Consider the following 22,041-nt stretch of genomic DNA (forward strand, 5'->3'; position numbering starts at 1 on the left):
TTGATCAAACTGAAATTAGTCAGCGCGTAACAAATCGTTCAAACTTGTTTTTGCACGTGTTTGCGCATCAACTTTTTTCACAATAATTGCAGCATATAAGCTGTATTTACCATCAGCTGACGGCAGGCTACCTGCTACAACAACTGAACCTGCTGGAACGCGACCATAATGGACTTCGCCAGTTGCACGGTCATAAATTTTAGTTGATTGACCAATGAAAACCCCCATTGAAATAACTGAGCCTTCTTCAACAATCACGCCTTCAACGATTTCTGAACGCGCACCGATAAAGCAGTTGTCTTCAATAATGGTTGGGTTAGCTTGTAATGGTTCTAAAACACCACCGATACCTACACCACCAGACAAGTGAACATTTTTACCGATTTGAGCACATGAACCTACAGTTGCCCATGTATCAACCATTGTGCCTTCATCTACATAAGCACCAATGTTTACATAAGAAGGCATTAACACTACGTTTTTAGCTTGGAAGCTACCACGACGTGCTACAGCAGGAGGAACAACACGAACACCTGCTGCTTTAAATTGTTCTTCAGTCCAACCAGAGAATTTAGTTTCAACTTTGTCGTAGAAACGAAGATCACATGACTCGATTGGTTTATTGTCATTTAATTTAAATGATAATAAAACAGCTTTTTTTAACCATTGGTGAACAACCCATTCACCATTGATCTTTTCAGCAACTCGAAGTGTACCGTTATCTAAACCAGCAATTGCTTCTTCAACAGCTTGGCGGATTTCGCTTGAGCAATCTGCTGCAGTAAAGTTTGCGCGGTCTTCAAATGCTTGCTCAATGATCGTAGAAAGCTGAGACATGATCTTCCTTCCATAAAAAATTTTAAAGATTTTACACTAATTTGTGACAAGAATCTTTGAAAAAACGTGTTACGTTTAATCAAGGATATAAATGAGGTAAATGAAATTAAGCTTATTAGATAATCAAGTGTTTTTTACACAAAAATGATTTGAAAATAAAAATTTAACTCAATTTGTATCAAAAAATAACAGAAATCTACCACTTTTTGTATAAAAAAGACTCTAAGCTCTCTTTATTATGATTTCAGTCACAAGATGAATAAATTAAAAACAGAGCCTTTTTGAGGAGAAAACTATGAAAGCCTTACGTGTTTTAGTAACAACAACAGCTTTATTCGCTGCTGGTGCTGTAATGGCAGATGAAGCAGTTGTTCATGACAGCTACGCATTTGACAAAAACCAATTAATTCCTGTGGGAGCGCGTGCTGAGGTAGGTACAACTGGTTACGGTGGTGCTTTATTATGGCAAGCAAACCCATATGTAGGTTTGGCACTTGGTTATAACGGTGGGGATATTTCTTGGCGTGATGACGTATCTGTAAATGGTACGAAATATGACGTTGATATGGATAATAACAACGTTTATTTAAACGCTGAAATTCGTCCTTGGGGTGCAAGTACTAACCGTTGGGCTCAAGGCTTATATGTAGCAGCTGGTGCAGCATACCTTGATAACGATTATGATTTAAGCAAACGTTCACAAGATGGTACTATTAAAGTAAATGGTAATAATTATAACTTTAATGGTTCAGTGGATGGTAAATTAAGTTATAAAAATGATATTGCCCCTTATTTAGGTTTTGGTTTTGCGCCTAAGATCAATAAGAACTGGGGTGTATTTGGTGAGGTTGGTGCATATTACACAGGTAATCCAAGTGTAAATCTTAAATCAAATGGTACATTTGTTAATGTTAATGGTGCTGACTTTGATAAGGACTTACGTGCAGAAGAAAATAAAATCGCGAATGACGATAAATACCAGTGGTTACCGGTTGGTAAAGTTGGTGTGAACTTCTTCTGGTAATAAATACAAAAAAAACGAGCTTCGGCTCGTTTTTTTGCGTCTAATAAAATAAAAGAGCTAAAAAGCTCTTTTATTTACTTTTAATCTTTATTCATCTGGGTAAGCAATTTTCTTAAGCGCTTTAATATCGGCATCAGGTGAGCATAAAGAAATAAACTCGTAACCATAACCGCGTAGTAGATGGCCTTTACGAACTGCAATCCATGTCGTATTGACACCAAAAATATCAGTTTTAGTTTGTTTTAAGCGATGATCACGTTCTGTGTCATAGGCCACGTCATTGACAATTCCGACTCCCATGCCCAATTCGACATAAGTCTTAATAACGTCTGCATCAAGAGCAGACATTACGATATCTGCATCAAGGTGAGCTTCTTCAAAAGCTTTGTCAATTTTAGAGCGACCTGTAAAACCACCATGATAAGTAATAAGTGGGTAGTCCGCTAAAAGTTCAAGCGTAATCTTGTCTGCCTTTACTAAAGGATGATTTTGAGGTGTGATAATGCTGTGTTGCCATTGATAGTAAGGAATACTAGCCAGATTTTCTTCTGTTGTTAAAGACTCTGTAGCAATTCCAATATCTGCTTCACCTTGTAAAAGCATTTCTGAAATTTCAACAGGGCTAGCTTGTTGTAAAATCAAATGAACTTTAGGAAATAACTTCTTAAATTGATTAACGATCGGAGGTAGCACATAACGTGCTTGAGTATGGGTTGTTGCGATCGTTAATGTGCCTTCATCAACTTTATTAAAGTCTTCTGCAAGGCGTTTAATATTTTCAGCATCAACCAGCATGCGTTCAACGATGCCAAGAAGAGATTGTCCCGGTTCTGTTAAACCTAAAAGACGTTTACCTTTTCGTATAAAAAGCTGTACACCTAGCTCATCTTCTAGATCTTTAATATGTTTACTTACACCCGATTGAGACGTGTAGAGTGCAGCCGATGCTTCGGTTAAGTTAAAGTTTTGGCGTACAGTTTCTCGGATAATTCTTAATTGTTGAAAGTTCATTCACACTTTTCCTCAAAAGAGGTGAGGAATTGCTTTAGTTCCGCAAGATATTTCCTCACCAAATATATTTCTTAAGCAACTTGATCTGCAAATAAGTGCAATTGAGATGCACTCACCCAAACAGTTTGATTTGGTTTAAATGCATGTAATTTTGCAGCTTCACTGCTCAGAGCAATTTCAATTAAACGTCCATTACGGTCTTGTAATTCCGCCACAACTTTTCCGGCAATCCAGATTTCACGTACAAAAGTCGCTTCAATCGTATTCGCTTGCGGTTGCGAGTGAATATGTAACTCATCTGGACGGGCAAAAGCAATCACTTTTCCTTGAGGTGCCTCAACTGCTGTTGGTAATTCAATACGGTCATTGCCAATACGAATAATACCGCCGGCATGTTCACCTTCAAAACGATTTGCTTGACCCAAGAAATCAAATACAAATGGCGTTGCAGGTTTTTCATAAACTTCACGAGGTGAGCCGATCTGCTCGACATTTCCTTTATTCATTACAATAATTTGGTCTGCAACCTCAAGTGCTTCTTCCTGATCGTGGGTTACAAAGATTGACGTAATATGCAATTCATCATGCAAGTTACGTAACCAGCGACGTAATTCCTTACGGACTTTAGCATCTAGCGCACCAAATGGTTCATCAAGCAATAAGACTCGTGGCTCTACTGCCAAAGCACGGGCTAAAGCAATACGCTGACGCTGTCCACCAGAAAGCTGAGCAGGGTAGCGGTCTGCTAAAAATCCAAGTTGAACTAGATCGAGTAAACGAGTGACACGTTTTTTAATTTCAGCTTCAGATGGGCGTGTTGCACGAGGACGAACACGTAAACCAAATGCAATATTGTCAAATACAGTCATATGACGAAATAAAGCATAGTGCTGAAATACAAAACCAACCTGACGCTCGCGCACGTGTACATTGGTCGCGTCTTCACCTTCAAGCAGCACTTGACCACCATCAGCTGATTCTAATCCTGCAATAATCCGAAGGAGGGTTGTTTTACCGCAACCAGATGGGCCGAGTAGGGCAACCAGCTCACCTTCCGGAAAATCTAGAGAAATATTTTTAAGCGCATGGAATGCACCAAAGTGTTTTTCAATATTCTTAACTTGAATACTCATGATTTCATTCCTTACGAATCAGTTGAATGTGGTTGTGGTTTGTCTTGATGTAGTTCTAACCACGTTTTCAATACCAGCGTTAATAGGGCTAAAAAAGCAAGCAATGAGGACACGGCAAACGCTGCGCTAAAGGTGTACTCGTTATATAAAATTTCGACATGAAGTGGCAGGGTATTGGTTTCACCACGGATATGGCCAGAAACTACCGATACTGCACCAAACTCACCCATTGCACGGGCATTACACAGAATCACGCCGTAAATCAAACCCCATTTAATGTTAGGTAATGTCACTTTCCAAAAGGTTTGCCAGCCTGAAGCACCCAATACAATCGCTGCTTCTTCTTCCTCTGTTCCTTGAGCTTCCATGAGTGGAATTAACTCACGAGCTACAAAAGGGACTGTAATAAAGATGGTTGCTAAAACAATTCCGGGTACTGCATACAAGATCTTAATGTCATGGTCCATTAACCAGCCGCCAAACCAACCTTGAGCACCAAAAATAAGTACAATCATTAAACCTGCAATAACGGGTGAAACCGAAAAAGGCATATCAATGATGGTGGTTAAAACTGCCTTACCTCTAAACTGAAACTTGGAAACAGCCCATGCTGCGGCAACACCAAAGATCACGTTAATCGGCACTGCAATTGCTGCGGTTAATAAAGTTAATTTCACTGCTGATAACGTATCTGGATCAATCAAAGCCTGAACATAGACTTCAAGTCCTTGTTTAAATGCTTCTACAAAAACCAGAATGAGTGGCAACATGAGACAACTGAGGAAAAAAATCAGCGCAATTGTAATTAAGGTATAACGTACCCAAGTTGGTTCGCGTGTTGCATCTCGTGATTGCAATTTAAGCGCAAGTGCATTGCTGTCAGTATGTAGGTTCATGTGATATTTCTCCCTGTACGACGGTTTGCCCACGCTTGAAGTAAATTAATGGCAAATAAAATGATGAAAGAGAGAACTAACATGACCGCAGCAATTGTTGTTGCACCTGCATAATCATATTCTTCAAGGCGTGAAATGATCATGAGCGGAGCAATTTCTGTTTTAAACGGCTGGTTACCTGCAATAAAAATAACTGAACCATATTCACCGACACCTCGAGCAAATGCTAAAGCAAAGCCTGTGAATAGGGCTGGTAGTAATATTGGTAAAATAATCTTAGTAATTGTCTGCCAGCGATTTGCGCCGAGTGCCGAAGCTGCTTCTTCAAGTTCAGTTTCGATATCACTGAGTACAGGTTGAACTGTTCTTACAATGAATGGAATACCAATGAATATTAATGCCAACGTAATACCGATTGGCGTATATGCAACCTGAATACCGAGTGGTTCTAAATACTGACCGATCCAGCCAGTGGGTGCATAGAGTGAGGTAAGCGCAATACCTGCAACTGCAGTGGGAAGAGCAAAAGGTAAATCGACTAATGCATCAACCAAGCGTTTCCCAGGAAAGTTATAACGGACAAGGCACCAAGCTAAAAGTAAGCCAAACACAACATTAATAAAGGCTGCAATTAAAGCTGAACTAAAGCTGAGCTGAAGCGATTTTAAAATACGCTCAGAGGTTAAAATTTCCCATAATCCGTCCCATCCAATTCCAAATGATTTGATAAAGACTGCGGCTAATGGAATAAGCACAATAAAAGAAACGTAGGCGAGGGTGAAGCCCAAAGATAGACCAAACCCAGGCAGCACTCGGGATCGCTGCGACATGATATTTCCTCAAAGAGAAAAGCCTGCTGAAACCAGTAAGCGAATAAATAAAGATAAACGGTGCGATATAAAGCTGGGTATTAAGCAAATTTCAAAGAGAAATGAGTTTTTACCGGGTCGATAGATGAGTGACTACACATCGAATCTTCTGGAATCAAATAATTCAGCAAATCTGGAAACGGGCCAAAACCTGAAGCAACATTAATATGGCCGACTTCACCAAGATTAACAGGGTTTAATTTCCATGATTTCGCAAGTTGTAATGCATCAAAAAAACCAAGCCATGGATCATTTTCACTAATGAGGAGCGTTGTAGGCACATCAATTTTTAATTGATGAAAATAATCTTTGTAGTCAGTCAAACTATGTCGAGCAAACCCTGCTTCCCCAAAGCGTGCTGGATTTGCCGGAGCGACTAAAATAAGTTTCTTAACTCGGTTTTTTAACTCTGGATGCTCAGCTAAAGCAGCAACACTTGTTAAGCAACCAAAGCTATGAGCAACAATTTGCACAGGAGCTGGCGCTGCTTGAACCGTTTTAACGAATTGCTCGACCCATTCACTTAGTACAGGTCTATCCCAGTTTTTTTGCTCAACACGAGAACTAGACACGAGTTTACGCTGCAACCAAGATTGCCAATGCTGATGTTCACTTCCACCTACACCTGGAACAATTACAGTATGAATCATGTCTGTTCTCCTTATCTTTAGTACAAAGAATTACTTCTCTGTACTATTGATTTTCACGATTTGATCAAAAACACCACCATTGTCGAAGTGTTTCTTTTGTACCTTCGTCCAACCACCAAACTCTTTATCGATAGTTACAAGCTTCAATGGCTTAAATACGTTGCTGTATTTCTTAAGAACGGCTGCATTGCGTGGACGGTAGAAGTTGCGTGCTGCAATTTCTTGGCCAGCTGGTGAATACAAGTAGTTGAGGTAACCTTTAGCAATCGTTAAGTTGCCTTTTTTCGCAGCATTTTTCTCAACAACAGCAACTGGTGGTTCAGCTAAAATTGAAAGAGACGGGGTAATAATTTCAAATTTGCCCGGCTGTTCACGAGTAGCTAAATATGCTTCGTTTTCCCAAGCGAGTAACACATCACCAATACCACGTTCAGCAAAAGTTGTGGTTGCACCGCGTGCACCTGAGTCTAAAACTTTAGTGTGTTTATAAATTTGGCGAACATACTCTTGTGCTTTAGCATCGTTACCACCTGGTTGATGTTTTGCCCAAGCCCAAGCTGCAAGATAATTCCAACGAGCACCACCTGAAGTTTTCGGGTTTGGCGTAATAATTTCTACACCTGGTTTGATTAAATCACCCCAGTCTTTAATTTGTTTTGGATTACCTTTACGCACTAAGAACACAATTGTTGAAGTGTATGGGGTAGAGTTCTGCGGTAACTTTTTCTGCCAGTCAGCTGGAAGTAATTTTGCTTTTTCTGCAATTTCATCGATATCAGCTGCAAGTGCTAATGTCACTACATCTGCATTTAAGCCATCAATTACTGCACGCGCCTGCTTACCAGAACCGCCGTGTGATTGTTTGAACTCAATATCTTGACCAGTACGCTGTTTCCAGTAAGTACCGAACTGTTTATTGAAATCTGTATATAACTCACGAGTAGGATCGTAAGAGACGTTTAAAAATTCTTGCGCTGCAAATGAGGAAACAGACAGAAGTGCAGCGATAACCCCGACTTTTAATTGTGAAAAACGCATGAGATAAGTCCTCAAAAAATATGAAATGTTCAAAACATGAACGCAGAATAGCGCTAGTCTTTATTCTAAAAAAATAATAAAAAACGAATTTAATATGAAAAAAATAGAAATAGTAAAAATAGATAAGTTATTCTTAAATCTTGATATAGAACAAGTTTCAAAAGTGGATACGAAATCGGTATAATTTTTTAAAATCAGTCATTTAATATTTAAATGAAAGGTGTTGTATTGTCGGGTCGTTTTAAGCATAGGATGGGTTAAACATGTGGTGTTTTAAAAATGGGCAACCTATTGAAACCATTCCTTTACTGGATCGAGCATTTCATTATGGAGATGGATGCTTTACCACAATTCGTGTTTTTCAAAATCAGATTGAGCTTAAAGAAAGACATTGGGAGCGCCTAAAACTTGCATGTCAAAAACTGTCTTTAACTGCGGATTTTGAACTCATAGAACAGAGCTTAGAGCAATTACAAAAGCAAAATCTTGTACTCAACGGCACTTTAAAAATTGTGATTAGTCGTGGTGAAGGCGACCGTGGTTATAGCTTACCAAAGCATGACGCTGATATTTATATCTGGTTTTATCCGAAAGCTTTAGAACCATTTCAACCAGACTTTATACAGTGTGGTGTTTTAAATCAGGCCTTAGGTTTAACCATGCCGAGCTTGGTTGGGCTTAAATCTTTAAACCGTCTTGAACAAGTGTTGCTAAAAAAAGAAGCAGATCAACTAGGGTGGGTTGAAGCATTAGTTACTGATGTACAAGGTTATATTGTTGAAGGGGTTAGTAGTAATTGTTTTATTCGCTTAAATGATAGATGGATTACTCCTGAACTTCGTTATAATGGCGTCCACGGTGTAATGCGGGCAGAAATTCTGGCGCGTATGCAGCACCATGGTATTGCCTGTGAAGTACGTGTAATTGAGTTAGATGAAGTATCTGAAATACAAAGTCTATTCTTTTGTAATGCTTTAAACCCTATGCGAGTAGTCACTCATTTAGGTGAGAAAACGCTAGAAACACAGGCATGCATAGATTTATTTCATATCCTTAACTTAAATCAGATTTATTAATATGCCGAAGCCACCTGTGAATGCGAAAGCAAAAAACGCCAAGAAAAATAACAAAAAACAAGCTCCAAAATTTTCTAAGCGATTGGTTCTAATTGGCCTGTTTATTGTCTTAATTTCTATTTTTGCCATTTTATGGTCGAGTCTATTTAAAGCTTATCCTATTGAAGGCAAGAAACAGATGTTATCTATTACATCTGGTGAAACCTATTCTGGTTTTATTGATCGTTTGGCGAAAGAAGGCAAAATTAGCTTTCCAGTGGTGTTGAAGCTTTATCAGAAATTTATGATTCATGACAGCATGAAAGCTGGTGTGTATGAAATTGAACAGGGAATGAGTGTAAGAGAAGTATTAGAGATGTTATCTGATGCAGATAATGCTCAGATGAACCGTGTCTTGGTCATTGAAGGTACAACTTTTAAACAGCTTATTACTGCACTCAAAAATGATAAAAATGTAAAAAATACAATATTAGATTTACCAGATGATCAGCTGATGAAGGCGCTTGGGATTCCTTATGGGCATCCTGAAGGTTTGTTCGCACCTAATACTTATTTCTTTGCCAAAGGTGAAACAGATAAGAAAATTCTGACTGATTTATACCACCGTCAAATGAAAGCTCTAGATGCAGCTTGGGCAAATCGTGCGCCGAATTTACCTTATAAAGATAAATATGAAGCATTAATTATGGCTTCTATTGTTGAGAAAGAAACAAGTTTAGATAGTGAGCTTGAGCAAGTATCGGGTGTATTTGTACGCCGTTTAAAAATTGGTATGCGTTTACAAACGGATCCAACTGTTATTTACGGTATGGGTAATAACTATAAAGGCAATATTACTCGAGAAGACCTCCGTACCCCAACAGCATATAATACTTATACTATTAATGGCTTACCGCCAACGCCAATTGCTTTACCAAGCCAAAAAGCAATTGAAGCTGCATTGCATCCAGATGATTCAAATAATATCTATTTTGTAGCGACTGGCAATGGTGGGCATAAATTTACGGCAAGCTTGCAAGCGCATAATCAAGCGGTGCAAGAGTACTTATCCGTGTTGAGATCGAAGAAATAAGGAAAAGAGATGTTTATTAGCTTTGAAGGCACGGAGGGGGTAGGTAAAACTACACTCATTCGAAAAATTCATCAGTATTTTGAAGAGCAAGGTAAACAAGTTGTTTTAACCCGTGAACCGGGTGGTACGCCGTTAGCAGAACAAATACGTTCAATGCTTTTGGCGGTGAATCATGATGAAAATATGAGCCATGATACCGAGTTATTACTCATTTATGCGGCACGTGCTCAACACTTACAACAGGTTATTTTGCCGGCTCTAGAGTCTAATAAAATTGTTTTAAGTGATCGTTTTACTGATGCAAGCTTTGCTTATCAATGTTCTGGTCGTGGTTTAAGCCAAGATAAATTACAGCTTTTAAATCAGAACTTTGTTTCACGCATGCCAGAAGTAACGTTCTGGTTAGATGCACCGATTGAATTGGGCATGAATCGAGCACGCGAACGCGGAGCTTTAGATCGTTTTGAACAAGAAAAGTTAAGCTTCTTTACTAAGGTTCGTGAAGGCTATGAAACCTTATGGAAAGCTGAACCAGAACGTATTAAGCGAATAGATGCAACTCAAAGTCCTGATCAGGTGTTCGAACAGGCATTGCAATATTTAGGATAAGCAATTGGATGAGCCACTCTTATAGACTATGAGAGTGGTGAAAAATGACGTTAATTTTGATTTAAAACGTCATAGAAAATATCTGCTATTTTCTTATGCTATCTTACATATGATTTATAGATTGAAGAATAACAAGGATGAAAAGCTCAAAAGAAGAAATCGTGGCATTTCTTGAAAAGGAATTTCCACCAAGTCTTGAACATTGCACGATTGAATCAGTCTCGCCTAAAGCTGCTGTCGTTTATTATCATGTCGATCAAAGGCATCAACGGCCAGGTGGTACCATATCTGGTCCAACCATGATGACTTTGGCCGACTTTGCTTTATATATTGCAATATTAGGTGAAATCGGAATTATCGGTTTAGCTGTAACGACCAATTTTAATATTAATTTTCTAAGAAAACCCGCAGGTGATCAAGACCTATGCAGTGAGTGTAAGCTCATGAAAGTCGGAAAGAGCTTGGTGGTGGGAGAGGTCTGGATTTATTCAGTAGGGCTAGAAGATCCCGTTGCACATGTGACCGCGACTTATTCAATTCCACCTAAATCATAAATATCAAAGCAAATAAAAAGCACAGTCTGAACTGTGCTTTTTTTAGAAGAACAGCTTAAATATCAGTATTAACCAATGGCTGTTCTACTGCAAAATTTGGTGGTGTTAGAACTGTTTTTCGAATCTCACTCGAAGTTTCTGGATAATCAAGCGTGTAATGTAGACCACGTGATTCTTTACGTTGCATAGCACAGCGCACGATCATCTCAGATACTAAAACAAGGTTACGCAGCTCAATTAGGTTTTTGCTAACACGGTAGTCTTGATAATACTCAGTGATTTCACGCTTTAACATTTCAATACGGTGCAAAGCACGTTCTAAACGTTTTGTAGTTCTTACAATACCAACGTAATTCCACATGGTCGAACGTAACTCATCCCAGTTTTGTAAAATCACCACATCTTCATCAGGATTAGTTACTTGTGAGTCATCCCAAGTTGGTACTTCAGGTAATTTGAAGTTTTCATCAAATTTATTTTCGATATCTTTTGCTGCACTCATTCCGTAAACGAAGCACTCAAGTAATGAGTTACTTGCCATACGGTTTGCGCCATGTAAACCCGTATAAGACGTTTCACCAATCGCATATAGACCTTCAATATCCGTCTGGCTATTTGAGTCAACCACAACACCACCACAGGTATAGTGAGCTGCTGGTACCACTGGAATCATGTCTTTGGTAATGTCGATACCTAACCCAAGCAATCGTGCATAAAGTGTAGGGAAGTGCTCTTTGATAAACTCTGGTGATTTATGTGTAATATCCAACCACACATGACGAATACCGAGGCGTTTAATTTCATGGTCAATGGTACGTGCCACAATATCGCGAGGAGCCAGTTCTGCACGATCATCAAAACGTAGCATAAAACGCTCGCCATCAGGTAAGCGCAAATAAGCACCTTCACCGCGCATGGCTTCAGTAATTAAAAATGAGCGAGCTTGAGGGTGATACAGACAAGTTGGGTGGAATTGGTTAAATTCCATATTGGCTACACGGCAACCTGCACGGAAGGCCATTGCAATACCATCACCAGTAGCAATATCTGGATTAGATGTGTACAGATAAGCTTTCATCGCACCGCCGCAAGCCAGTGCGGTGAATGGTGCAAGGAAAGTATGAACTTTTTCCGTATTTTCATCTAAAGCATACAAACCAATAGCGCGATTCGCTTGATCGGTATGACCTAATTTATGCGATGTAATTAAATCAATCGCAATGTAGTTTTCAAAAATAGTAATATTTTTACGTTCTTTGGCACGTTCAACCAAGGTGGTTGAAATGGCTTTGCCTGTTGCATCAGCCGAATGGATAATGCGTCGCTGTGAATGGCCACCTTCGCGCGTTAAATGAAGTTGTTCATCTTCATCTAAAGTAAATTGCACGCCTTGCTTTAAAAGAAAATCAACAGAAGGACGACCGCCTTCTACGGTATGTTGTACCGCATCCATTTCACATAAATGAGCACCTGCAATCATAGTGTCATTAATGTGCTGTTGAATAGAGTCAGTCTCATCAAGAACAGCAGCAACCCCACCTTGAGCATAGAAGGTACTTGCTTCGGTTAAAGCAGCTTTGGCTAAAACTGCAATATTAAAATGATTTGGTAACGATAAAGCCAGACTTAAACCAGCACCGCCGCTGCCCACAATAATCACGTCAAAGTGGTGAATTGTCTGTAAATTAGGCATGTCCATTCGCAACAATCTAAAACGTCCGCTAATGACACCCCTTTTTATCTAAAAAGGCAAGAGCTTAAGCGCTCTAACTCAGAGAAAAATTGCAATTGGCTTAAAAAGTTGCAATGCGTAAAATAATGATTGTAAGGATGCCTTACAAATAAACATATTGTTACGCACAACTCCAAAGCGTTGTGATACAACAGTTTTATTCTTATTCTCGTAGACCAATTGTGGGTGAGCACCGAATGAAAACTCGCTATTTACAACAAGGAATGTATGCAGCGGTATTTACAGTTGCTGCTGTTCAGGCAAATGCTGCTGTTGATTTTTCAAACCTCGTTGAACAAGTTAGTCCAGCAGTGGTGAGTGTAAACGTCGTAAAAAAAATGACTCAGGATGAACTATTGCAGCAGCAAGTCCCTGAAATTTTGAAACGTTTCTTTGGAAATCAGGTCATCATTCCACAGCAACAGGGTCCACAAGAAAAAACCGCATATGGTAGCGCATTCTTTATTAGTAAAGATGGTTACCTACTCACCAACCACCATGTGATTGAAAATGCCTCACGCATTAGCATTACTTTAAATGATCGTCGTGAAATTGATGCAACGGTGGTCGGTAGTGATGAGCGTACAGACGTTGCATTGTTAAAAGTGACTGGAAATAGTTATCCAGCTTTACGCGTAGGAAATGTTGACCGTTTACGAGTGGGAGAGCCAGTTTTAGCAATTGGTTCGCCTTTTGGTTTTGACTACTCTGCGTCGGCAGGTATTGTGAGTGCTAAATCACGAAATATGAGTGGTGAAACTTCGGTACCATTTATTCAAACTGACGTTGCGCTAAACCCAGGTAACTCTGGTGGTCCATTGTTTAACCAAAATGGTGAAGTAGTCGGGGTAAACTCTCGAATATTTAGTGGTACTGGCGGCTATATGGGCTTGTCTTTCTCTATCCCGATTGACGTAGCGATGGATGTAGCCGAACAGCTTAAAACTAAAGGTAAGGTAACACGCTCTTATCTTGGTGTGATGATGCAAGACATTGACCGCAACCTTGCCGATGCTTACAAGCTACCAAAACCTGAAGGTGCTTTAATTACTCAAATTTCTCCGAACTCACCTGCACAAAAAGCAGGCTTGCGAGCTGGTGACGTGATTTTGAAATATAACGGTAATCCGGTATCGCGCACGAGTGAATTACTATATGCATTAAACAAAGTACAGCCGAATCAAACTGTCCAGTTTGAAGTATTACGTGATGACAAAACCCGTAATATTTCAGCAACTTTAACGACTGCTCCAGATGAAACGCCTGCCACAGGTGCACAAAGTACTGTATCTAAAGGACCAGTTTTAGGAATGAGCATTCGTGATTTAGCTGAGCCAGAAAAAAGTGCTTTGAGTGTAAAAGGTGGTATCTATGTACAAGATGTTCGCCGTGGTGGCTTAGCATCATTGTCAAATATCATTCCGGGTGATGTGATTGTTCAAGTCAACAATAACCAGATTTTAAATAGTCAGGATTTTGCAAAAGTCGTTTCTAACTTGCAAAAAAATACGGTAGCGCGTGTTGCAATTATTCGTCAGGGACAACGCGCAATGCTTGGTTTACGTATTCAGTAAACTTAAAAAAGAAACAATGAGCCACCCTAAACATGGGTGGTTTTTTGTTATTTATCTTGAGCGTATAGTGATATCTACCTACACTTATTTCAGTTTAAAAGTTAATAAATAAGAGTGAACATTTGTGAGTAGTATTTTTGATTTACATATTCAGGTGCAGCCACATCATATTGATGCGTTAGGACATGTGAATAATGTGATGTATGTACAGTGGATGCAAGATGTAGCTGCTGCTCATGTTGAAACATTAGGAGTCGGGGTAACTAAATATCTTGAACTAAAACATGCAATGGTCGCGGTTGAGCATCATGTGCAATATCGTAAAGCTGCATTTGAAGGCGAACAAATTGTATTACGTACATGGTTAGATGATATCAATGCTCTTTATTCGTTTCGCCAATATGTATTTTTCCGCCCATCAGATCAGGCTGTATTATTTGTCGGAAATACTAAATGGGCATGCATTGAAATTGCTACAGGACGTCCAAAACGAATGTCTCCAACTTTTACCCATGCATACAAGCCGCTTGATTCAAGCATAAACCCTTATGATTTTACTATTTCGTATGCTCAATAACCTGAAGTAGTGGCCTCACTTTGATTGTCATTTTTAAAACATAAGTACAAAGCTCATGATTATTTTGGATACTTTAAAATATCCATCTGTTATAATCTCACGCAATTTATTTAACTGCTTTGGCTGTGTATTAAAACAAGCTACATAGCACTCTATATTTTCTCAAGGTAACCCATGGCGCAAGCTAAAAAATCCGTCGATATCAAAAATATACGAAATTTCTCGATTATTGCCCACATTGACCATGGTAAGTCTACATTGGCTGACCGTTTTATTCAGATGTGTGGTGGTCTACAAGATCGTGAAATGCAAGCTCAAGTCTTGGACTCAATGGAGCTTGAGCGCGAACGTGGGATTACCATTAAAGCCGCTTCAGTCACGCTATATTATACTCATCCTAATGGTCAGGAATATCAACTTAACTTTATTGATACTCCCGGACACGTAGACTTCTCGTATGAAGTTTCTCGTTCATTAGCTGCATGTGAAGGTGCACTATTGGTTGTAGATGCTGCACAAGGTGTAGAAGCACAATCAGTTGCAAACTGTTATACCGCGATTGAACAAGGTCTCGAAGTTCTTCCTATTTTAAATAAAATTGATTTACCGCAGGCTGAACCTGAACGTGTAATTCATGAAATTGAAGAAATTATCGGGATTGAAGCCACAGATGCACCAACCTGTTCAGCAAAAACTGGTTTAGGTGTTGAAGGTGTTTTAGAGCGTTTAGTCGATGTTATTCCAGCGCCTGAAGGTGATCGTGATGCTCCATTACAAGCATTAATTATCGACTCATGGTTTGATAACTACCTAGGTGTAGTTTCTCTTGTACGTATTAAACAAGGTCGTATCCGTAAGGGCGACAAAATGTTGGTTAAATCGACAGGTCAAACTCATCCAGTAACTTCAGTGGGTGTATTTAATCCGAAGCATACTGAAACAGATATCCTTGAAGCTGGCGAAGTAGGTTTTGTAATTGCGGGTATTAAAGATATTTTTGGTGCACCAGTAGGTGACACGATTACTCTTACATCTACCCCGGATGTTGCGATTTTACCGGGTTTCAAAAAGGTTAAACCACAGGTTTATGCTGGTCTTTTCCCGATTGATGCGAGTGATTTTGAGCCATTCCGTGAAGCGCTACAAAAATTACAAATTAACGACTCAGCTTTATTCTTTGAACCAGAAAGTTCGGATGCTTTAGGCTTTGGTTTCCGTTGTGGCTTCTTAGGAATGCTACACATGGAAATTGTACAAGAGCGTTTAGAGCGTGAGTACGATCTTGACCTCATCAGTTCAGCACCTACCGTAATTTATGAAGCATTAACCAAGAAAGGCGAAACGATTTACATTGATAGCCCATCAAAAATGCCGGATGGATCGACTGTAGAAGATTTGCGTGAACCAATTGCTGAATGTCATATCCTTGTTCCTCAAGAATACTTAGGGAACGTAATGACGCTATGTATCGAACGTCGCGGTGTACAAAAAGATATGAAATTCTTGGGTAACCAAGTTTCTATTACTTTTGAAATCCCGATGGCTGAAGTCGTTATGGATTTCTTTGACAGATTAAAGTCATGCTCTCGTGGCTTTGCATCTTTAGACTATAACTTTGTACGTTTTGAAAGTTCAGCTTTAGTTAAGGTTGATGTGTTAATTAATAGCGAAAAGGTTGATGCCTTGGCTATGATTTGTCACCGTAATGATGCACGCCATCGTGGTATTGCATTGGTTGAGAAAATGAAAGACCTGATTCCTCGCCAAATGTTCGATGTTGCTATTCAGGCAGCAATCGGTGCGCAAATTATTGCCCGTTCTACTGTAAAAGCGATGCGTAAAAACGTATTGGCAAAATGTTATGGTGGTGACGTTTCACGTAAGAAAAAACTACTTTCTAAACAAAAAGAAGGTAAGAAACGTATGAAACAAGTGGGAAGTGTTGAAATTCCACAAGAAGCGTTCTTGGCTGTATTGAAAGTAGAAAGATAAGAAATGAAGGTAGGGGAAGTAAGACATTACTTTTCCCTATTTTAAGACAAGCAGCTAGGCTGCGAGTGAGGTCGTGTGGATTTTGATTTTAATTTAATTCTTGTTCCAGTTACGCTGATTCTATTTGCAGTGTGGTTGTTAGATAAACTTGTATTCAAACAGCGTGCAAATAAAGGGCGCGGGAACGAAAATTTTGTTATTACATGGGCTTATGACTTTTGGCCAGTTTTAGCTGTAGTACTTATACTTCGTTCATTCCTTTACGAACCATTTAATATCCCATCAGACTCTATGGTACCTACTTTAGAAACTGGTGATTTTATTCTGGTTAATAAATTTGATTATGGTGTGCGTTTACCTATCGTTAATAAGAAAATTATTGATGTGGGAGAACCAAAGCGTGGTGATGTGATTGTATTCCGTTATCCACCTCAACCTACCATTAGTTATATTAAACGTGTAATAGGTTTGCCAGGCGATCATCTTGTTTATGATCATGGACAATTGATTATTAACGGACAAAAAGTACCGAAAGTATTAACACAGTTTAGCCGTGAAAAAGATGTATTAGATACACCAACGTCTATTTATCATAAAGAGACGATTGGTACGCATACCTTTACAATGCGTGAACTTGAAGGCGTAAATGTGGCGCGTCAAGCACCGTTTATCAACTATGTTGAAAATGGTAAATATGCAAACCAAGACGGTTTATATTGGGAAGTGACTGTTCCAAAAGGACATTACTTTGCAATGGGGGATAACCGTGATCAAAGTGCAGATAGTCGTTTCTGGGGTTTCGTTCCTGAAGAAAATTTAACAGGACGAGCATTCTATGTCTGGATGCATAAAGAACCAGGTTTACATCTTCCTAACTTTGGCCGAAATGGAAAAATAGATTAAAAACAACCATTAGGAAAAAAAGAAATGCGTAAGGCACAACAAGGTACTTCGTATTTAGCAATTTTATTTGGGGTGGTTATATTTGCGGTTGCAGTAAAAGCTGTACTTGCAGTTTGGCCAGCATATTGGGATGATCGATTGATTAATAATCAAATAGAAGAGCTTTTACAAGAAAGCTCTTCTGACATCACCCCACAGAAGTTTATGACACAAATGGATCAGCGTCTGGAAATGAACAATATTCGTGATCTTCATTTTAAAGAGATTGCGCAAGTGTTTAATGAGTCTGGTCTAAAAGTCCAAAAGAAATATGAGGTAAGAAAACCCTTCTTATCAAATATTGATTTAGTTTTAACATTTGAGAAGAGTTTTGATAAAACATCAGTTCAAACTAAGTGATCCTCGCTTATTGAGTCGAATCGGATATCAATTCAAGCAGCTTGAATTGTTACAGTTGGCTTTGACTCATCGTTCGGTGAGTCATAAATACAATTACGAGCGCTTAGAGTTTTTAGGCGATTCATTATTAGGCATGATTATTGCCAATTATCTATATCATGCTTATCCAAATGAAAACGAAGGTCGCCTAACGCGTATGCGAGCGACTTTAGTACGTCAGGAAGCGTTAGGTAAGATTGCAACCGATTTGCAACTTAGTCGGTGTTTAATATTAAGTACGGGTGAATTGAAATCTGGTGGTCATCATCGTGAGTCAATATTGGCTGACACGGTAGAAGCCATTATTGGTGCAATTTATATTGATAGTGGTGATCTCAACTTACTTACAGATATTGTGCTAAAATGGTATGTACCGTATTTAGACCATATTGAGCCTACGGATCAACTTAAAGACCCTAAATCACGTTTACAAGAGTATCTACAAGCACGTAAAAAACCTCTCCCTGTTTACGAGGTTGTAGATATTCAGGGTGATGCACCTCACCAGCACTTTAAAGTTGAATGTTTGATAGATGGCTTATCAAAGATTCATGGTGAGGGTTCAAGTCGTCGTTTTGCCGAGCAGGCAGCAGCGGCGGAAATTTTAAAGTTATTGGAGCAATAACCTGCATGTCGATGCATTCTGATCAAATCAATCCAGATTCAAATGAGAACCAAGATCCTAATAATCTGATTGATCAATTTTTTAGTTCCAAAGGCGTAACAATTCCTTCGGATTTTAAGAGCGGATTTGTGGCGATTGTGGGACGTCCAAATGTGGGTAAATCTACCCTCATGAACCATTTGTTAGGTCAAAAGCTTTCTATTACTTCGCGTAAACCTCAAACAACACGTCATAAAATTATTGGTATTGATTCGCGTGAAAAAATGCAGGCGGTATATGTAGATACCCCGGGTATGCATAAAAAAGAAGTGCGTGCTATTAATAAAATGATGAACCGTGCAGCTCATTCTGCATTGCGCGACGTCAATTTGGTCTTATTTGTTATTGATGCTTATAAGTGGACGCAAAATGACGACTTAGTGCTTGAAAAGCTCAAGAATGCTGAAATGCCAGTTATTTTGGTGATTAATAAGGCTGATACTTTTGAAGATAAAAGAGATATTCTTCCTTTGATTCAAGAGCGCGCTAAGCTTATGAATTTTGCCGAGATCGTTCCTGTATCTGCATTACGCGGAGCAAATTTGGAACACTTGAGTGAAACAATTGAGAAGTATCTTCCTTACCAAGCACCTTTGTATTCATTTGATCAGATTACTGACCGTTCTGAACGCTTTTTAGCTAGCGAAATTATTCGTGAAAAAATCATGCGTCAGTTAGGTGAAGAATTACCTTATGATTTAACAGTACAAATTGAATCTTTCAAAACGGAAGAAGAGACTGTTAATGAAAAAACTGGTCGTTTAAAGCCAGCTTGTACTTATATTGATGCAACGATTTTTGTAGATCGTGCAGGCCAAAAAGCGATTGTGATTGGTGAAAAAGGTGCCAAGCTTAAAACAATCGGTATGGATGCTCGTAAAGACATGGAAAAAATGTTTGAGCAAAAGATCATGCTTACTTTGTGGGTTAAAGTTAAAGGTGGTTGGTCTGATGATGAGCGTGCTTTAAAAAGCTTAGGGTATAGTGATATCTAAAGGATAAGGATGCTGGTATGAAAACAATTACATCATTGGTCGCTATAATTGGATGTACATTGATGTTACAAGGTTGTGTATATAAGCTTGTAACCGTACCAGTAGGTATCGCCTATAAAACTACAAAAGGTGTTGTTAAAGGTACAGCAGCTGTTGTAGGGGCGGTAATTCCTGACGGTGATGATGAGGATGACAAAAAAGAAAAAGAATCTGAGGAATAGTTTCTTTTTATGATGCGCAATGAAGTCCTCCATGGATATATGATTCATCACCGTAAGTACCGTGAAAAAAGTCATATTGTGCATCTTTTTACTCAGGAGTATGGGCGAGTCGATGGTATTTTAAGACAGACTCCGCCCCCTCAATATCAGCCTATTCGCTTGCAAGCCACGGGTAAAAGTGAGCTGAAAAACTTTACAAAGCTTGAAATCTTAAATCAGCCTGTTTTCTTTTTTGGTGATGCTTTTTTTGCCGGATTTTATTTAAATGAAGTTGTTCTTAGACTTTGTCCCTTAGAAGAGACAATGCCACAAACGTTTGAGCAATATCAGTTAACATTACTTCAATTACAAGAATTATCTTCCCACGAAAATCCTGACCTTTTTCTTCGCCAGATTTTGCGCCAGTTCGAGCATGTTTTACTTCCTGAACTTGGATATGCGATTGATTTCTCAGTCGATACCCAACAACAGCCTATCCAGGCTCATCAGTTTTATCAATTTCAAGTGACAGAAGGTTTCGCTCCTGTTGTGCAGGCGAGTCGTTCTTCTTTGTGGGGGAAAGCGATTTTGTCTATGTTGGATTATGAGCAAGGGCAGGATTTTTCTCTCGAACAATTGCAATTATTAGGTAAACTATACCGTCAAATGATTACATCGCTTTTAGGTGATCGTCCCCTAAAAAGTCGACAATTATGGATTCAAAACACTCAAACTCAATCGTAATTAGGATTTATTTATGGCTGCATTGCTTGGTGTAAACATAGACCATGTTGCTACTTTGAGACAGGCGCGCGGTACTACTTACCCAGATCCTGTAGAAGCTGCTCTTATTTGTGAACAAGCGGGTGCAGAGGGCATTACTTTGCATTTGCGTGAAGACCGTCGCCATATTCAAGATGATGACGTACGCCGCATGCGTCCATTATTAAAAACACGTATGAATCTTGAGTTAGCTGTTACTGATGAAATGGTCGAGTTTGCGAAAGAAATTCAGCCACAGCATGTTTGTTTTGTTCCTGAAAGACGCCAAGAAGTAACTACCGAAGGTGGTTTAGACGTAGTAGGTAACTTTGAAAAAGTTAAAGCTGCAACTCAGACTTTAGCTGCTATTGGCTGCGACGTATCATTATTTATTGATGCGGATTTAGCTCAAATTGATGCAGCAGTTGCATGTGGTGCACCTACGATTGAGTTACACACGGGTGCATATGCAGATGCGGCAACAGAGCAAGATCAACAGGCTGAGCTGGCGCGTATCATCAAAGGTGTTGAATATGCAGCTTCAAAAGGTTTAGTTGTAAATGCTGGTCATGGCCTTAACCTTAAAAATATTGCTCCAATTGCTGCTATCTCGCAAATTCACGAGTTAAACATTGGGCACTCAATTATTGCAGATAGTGTTTTTGTAGGTCTGGTTCAAGCTGTTAAAGATATGAAAGCAGCAATTCAGGTGGCAGGTTAATTGTTTATGTCGAGTATCAATTACGATGAATTAATGCAACCTGTTTTGGCTTTTTTAGGCTGTCAAACGCCAAAAGCATGGTTAGATGAGGCAATCAATAATCTAGATATTTTGATGCAAGATCATGCGAATTGTGAAAAAAAAGCAGCTAGTACAGCAATGAACTTAATGTTCCGTTATAGCTTCTTCCCTGATTTGCAAGTAAAGCTTGCACAGCTGGTACGGGAAGAAATGCTTCATTATGAACAAGTGCTTGAGCTTATGGCTAAGCGTGGTCAAAAATGGGATGGCTTAAGTGCAGGGCGCTATGCTGGTGGGCTCCGTAAAGAGATTCGTACTTATGAGCCAGAGGCTTTAATTGATGTACTTGTGGTAGGTGCTTTTGTTGAGGCGCGCTCATGCGAACGCTTTCATGCTCTTGCCCCACGTGTAGACGATGAGTTAGGACGCTATTATCGCTATTTGCTTAAGTCGGAGTCTCGTCATTTTGAGGACTACTTGGCACTTGCACTTGATGTTGCAAAAACTGCAAAAATGAAAAATCCTAAAGAGGATATTCAGCAGCGTATTGAGCATATTCGTGAGGTTGAAAAGAATCTGATTTTAACGCCTGATGATACCTTCCGTTTTCATAGCGGTGTGCCTGCATAATATTAGAAGTTTTAAATAAAAAGTTTACCGTAAAAGGTAAACTTTTTATTAGGTGAGCTTTAT

General features: G+C 39.2%; 24 protein-coding genes. 16 read left to right on the forward strand and 8 right to left on the reverse strand.

The window, feature by feature from the left end; genetic code table 11:
* Window positions 1-15: 15 nt before the first annotated feature.
* A complete protein-coding gene (gene dapD, locus QLG01_RS16600; RefSeq protein ID WP_005307511.1) occupies window positions 16-837 on the reverse strand; it encodes a 2,3,4,5-tetrahydropyridine-2,6-dicarboxylate N-succinyltransferase in 822 nt (273 codons plus the stop codon).
* A 295-nt stretch (window positions 838-1,132) separates the two neighbouring features.
* On the opposite strand from dapD, the gene carO reads away from it, so the two are divergent.
* On the forward strand, window positions 1,133-1,861 hold the full coding sequence (gene carO, locus QLG01_RS16605) for an ornithine uptake porin CarO type 4 (protein ID WP_151767148.1): 729 nt from the start codon (window positions 1,133-1,135) through the stop codon (window positions 1,859-1,861).
* An 87-nt stretch (window positions 1,862-1,948) separates the two neighbouring features.
* Here carO and QLG01_RS16610 read toward each other — a convergent pair whose 3' ends face one another.
* The 6 genes from QLG01_RS16610 to QLG01_RS16635 form a co-directional block, all read right to left on the reverse strand.
* Window positions 1,949-2,872 (reverse strand): CysB family HTH-type transcriptional regulator, encoded by a 924-nt coding sequence (locus QLG01_RS16610; protein ID WP_004790709.1) that lies wholly within the window; start codon window positions 2,870-2,872, stop codon window positions 1,949-1,951.
* Window positions 2,873-2,943: 71 nt separating this feature from the next.
* Window positions 2,944-4,005: a sulfate ABC transporter ATP-binding protein gene (locus QLG01_RS16615; RefSeq protein ID WP_005307505.1), complete on the reverse strand. Its 1,062-nt coding sequence runs from the start codon at window positions 4,003-4,005 to the stop codon at window positions 2,944-2,946.
* Between the two features lie 11 nt (window positions 4,006-4,016).
* The gene (gene cysW, locus QLG01_RS16620) at window positions 4,017-4,901 is read right to left on the reverse strand and encodes a sulfate ABC transporter permease subunit CysW (RefSeq protein WP_282496967.1); all 885 of its coding nucleotides are present in this window, start codon (window positions 4,899-4,901) and stop codon (window positions 4,017-4,019) included.
* Entirely contained in the window at window positions 4,898-5,731 is an 834-nt protein-coding gene (gene cysT, locus QLG01_RS16625; RefSeq protein WP_005307499.1) for a sulfate ABC transporter permease subunit CysT, read from the reverse strand. The genes cysW and cysT overlap by 4 nt, the downstream gene beginning before the upstream one ends.
* Window positions 5,732-5,811: 80 nt before the next feature.
* Window positions 5,812-6,420 (reverse strand): alpha/beta hydrolase, encoded by a 609-nt coding sequence (locus QLG01_RS16630; RefSeq protein ID WP_005307497.1) that lies wholly within the window; start codon window positions 6,418-6,420, stop codon window positions 5,812-5,814.
* Between the two features lie 30 nt (window positions 6,421-6,450).
* Window positions 6,451-7,458, reverse strand: a complete 1,008-nt coding sequence (locus QLG01_RS16635; protein WP_005307495.1) for a sulfate ABC transporter substrate-binding protein — start codon at window positions 7,456-7,458, stop codon at window positions 6,451-6,453.
* Window positions 7,459-7,721: 263 nt separating this feature from the next.
* Here QLG01_RS16635 and pabC point away from each other — a divergent pair, with 263 nt between their 5' ends.
* From pabC to QLG01_RS16655, 4 genes are all read left to right on the forward strand, one after another.
* The gene (gene pabC / locus QLG01_RS16640) at window positions 7,722-8,534 is read left to right on the forward strand and encodes an aminodeoxychorismate lyase (protein ID WP_282496968.1); all 813 of its coding nucleotides are present in this window, start codon (window positions 7,722-7,724) and stop codon (window positions 8,532-8,534) included.
* A gap of 1 nt (window position 8,535) precedes the next feature.
* Window positions 8,536-9,606, forward strand: a complete 1,071-nt coding sequence (gene mltG, locus QLG01_RS16645) for an endolytic transglycosylase MltG (RefSeq protein ID WP_282496969.1) — start codon at window positions 8,536-8,538, stop codon at window positions 9,604-9,606.
* A gap of 9 nt (window positions 9,607-9,615) precedes the next feature.
* Window positions 9,616-10,215, forward strand: a complete 600-nt coding sequence (gene tmk / locus QLG01_RS16650; protein WP_111854469.1) for a dTMP kinase — start codon at window positions 9,616-9,618, stop codon at window positions 10,213-10,215.
* Window positions 10,216-10,352: 137 nt separating this feature from the next.
* Window positions 10,353-10,769, forward strand: coding sequence for a PaaI family thioesterase (locus tag QLG01_RS16655; RefSeq protein WP_282496970.1), 417 nt, complete (start codon window positions 10,353-10,355; stop codon window positions 10,767-10,769).
* A gap of 55 nt (window positions 10,770-10,824) precedes the next feature.
* Here the strand turns inward: QLG01_RS16655 and nadB are convergent, their stop codons facing one another.
* Window positions 10,825-12,468 carry an L-aspartate oxidase gene (nadB, locus tag QLG01_RS16660; RefSeq protein WP_282496971.1) on the reverse strand — a complete coding sequence of 548 codons (1,644 nt, stop codon included), beginning with the start codon at window positions 12,466-12,468 and terminating at the stop codon, window positions 10,825-10,827.
* A 230-nt stretch (window positions 12,469-12,698) separates the two neighbouring features.
* Between nadB and QLG01_RS16665 the strand changes: the two genes are divergently transcribed.
* The 11 genes from QLG01_RS16665 to QLG01_RS16715 all read left to right on the forward strand — a co-directional run bounded on the left by QLG01_RS16665 (window position 12,699) and on the right by QLG01_RS16715 (window position 21,978).
* On the forward strand, window positions 12,699-14,075 hold the full coding sequence (locus QLG01_RS16665; RefSeq protein WP_005307484.1) for a Do family serine endopeptidase: 1,377 nt from the start codon (window positions 12,699-12,701) through the stop codon (window positions 14,073-14,075).
* Between the two features lie 124 nt (window positions 14,076-14,199).
* Window positions 14,200-14,652, forward strand: a complete 453-nt coding sequence (locus tag QLG01_RS16670; protein WP_004790729.1) for an acyl-CoA thioesterase — start codon at window positions 14,200-14,202, stop codon at window positions 14,650-14,652.
* Window positions 14,653-14,826: 174 nt separating this feature from the next.
* Entirely contained in the window at window positions 14,827-16,644 is a 1,818-nt protein-coding gene (gene lepA, locus QLG01_RS16675; RefSeq protein ID WP_151827507.1) for a translation elongation factor 4, read from the forward strand.
* Between the two features lie 75 nt (window positions 16,645-16,719).
* On the forward strand, window positions 16,720-17,547 hold the full coding sequence (lepB, locus tag QLG01_RS16680; protein WP_282496972.1) for a signal peptidase I: 828 nt from the start codon (window positions 16,720-16,722) through the stop codon (window positions 17,545-17,547).
* Window positions 17,548-17,571: 24 nt separating this feature from the next.
* Window positions 17,572-17,946, forward strand: coding sequence for a DUF4845 domain-containing protein (locus QLG01_RS16685; protein ID WP_005307477.1), 375 nt, complete (start codon window positions 17,572-17,574; stop codon window positions 17,944-17,946).
* On the forward strand, window positions 17,918-18,610 hold the full coding sequence (gene rnc, locus QLG01_RS16690; protein WP_004790741.1) for a ribonuclease III: 693 nt from the start codon (window positions 17,918-17,920) through the stop codon (window positions 18,608-18,610). Before QLG01_RS16685 ends, rnc begins: the two co-directional genes overlap by 29 nt.
* A gap of 11 nt (window positions 18,611-18,621) precedes the next feature.
* Complete coding sequence (gene era / locus QLG01_RS16695) at window positions 18,622-19,644, forward strand: GTPase Era (RefSeq protein WP_081399272.1); 1,023 nt, start codon at window positions 18,622-18,624, stop codon at window positions 19,642-19,644.
* 17 nt (window positions 19,645-19,661) lie between these two features.
* Window positions 19,662-19,865: an NF038104 family lipoprotein gene (locus tag QLG01_RS16700; RefSeq protein ID WP_004790744.1), complete on the forward strand. Its 204-nt coding sequence runs from the start codon at window positions 19,662-19,664 to the stop codon at window positions 19,863-19,865.
* A 9-nt stretch (window positions 19,866-19,874) separates the two neighbouring features.
* Window positions 19,875-20,588, forward strand: a complete 714-nt coding sequence (locus QLG01_RS16705; protein WP_282496973.1) for a DNA repair protein RecO C-terminal domain-containing protein — start codon at window positions 19,875-19,877, stop codon at window positions 20,586-20,588.
* Window positions 20,589-20,601: 13 nt separating this feature from the next.
* On the forward strand, window positions 20,602-21,327 hold the full coding sequence (gene pdxJ, locus QLG01_RS16710; RefSeq protein ID WP_004790748.1) for a pyridoxine 5'-phosphate synthase: 726 nt from the start codon (window positions 20,602-20,604) through the stop codon (window positions 21,325-21,327).
* Window positions 21,328-21,333: 6 nt separating this feature from the next.
* Window positions 21,334-21,978: a tRNA-(ms[2]io[6]A)-hydroxylase gene (locus tag QLG01_RS16715; protein ID WP_013197099.1), complete on the forward strand. Its 645-nt coding sequence runs from the start codon at window positions 21,334-21,336 to the stop codon at window positions 21,976-21,978.
* The last annotated feature ends 63 nt before the right edge of the window (window positions 21,979-22,041 follow it).

Origin of the sequence: Acinetobacter sp. V89_4, assembly GCF_029967875.1 — a bacterium.
Lineage (GTDB): Bacteria > Pseudomonadota > Gammaproteobacteria > Pseudomonadales > Moraxellaceae > Acinetobacter > Acinetobacter oleivorans.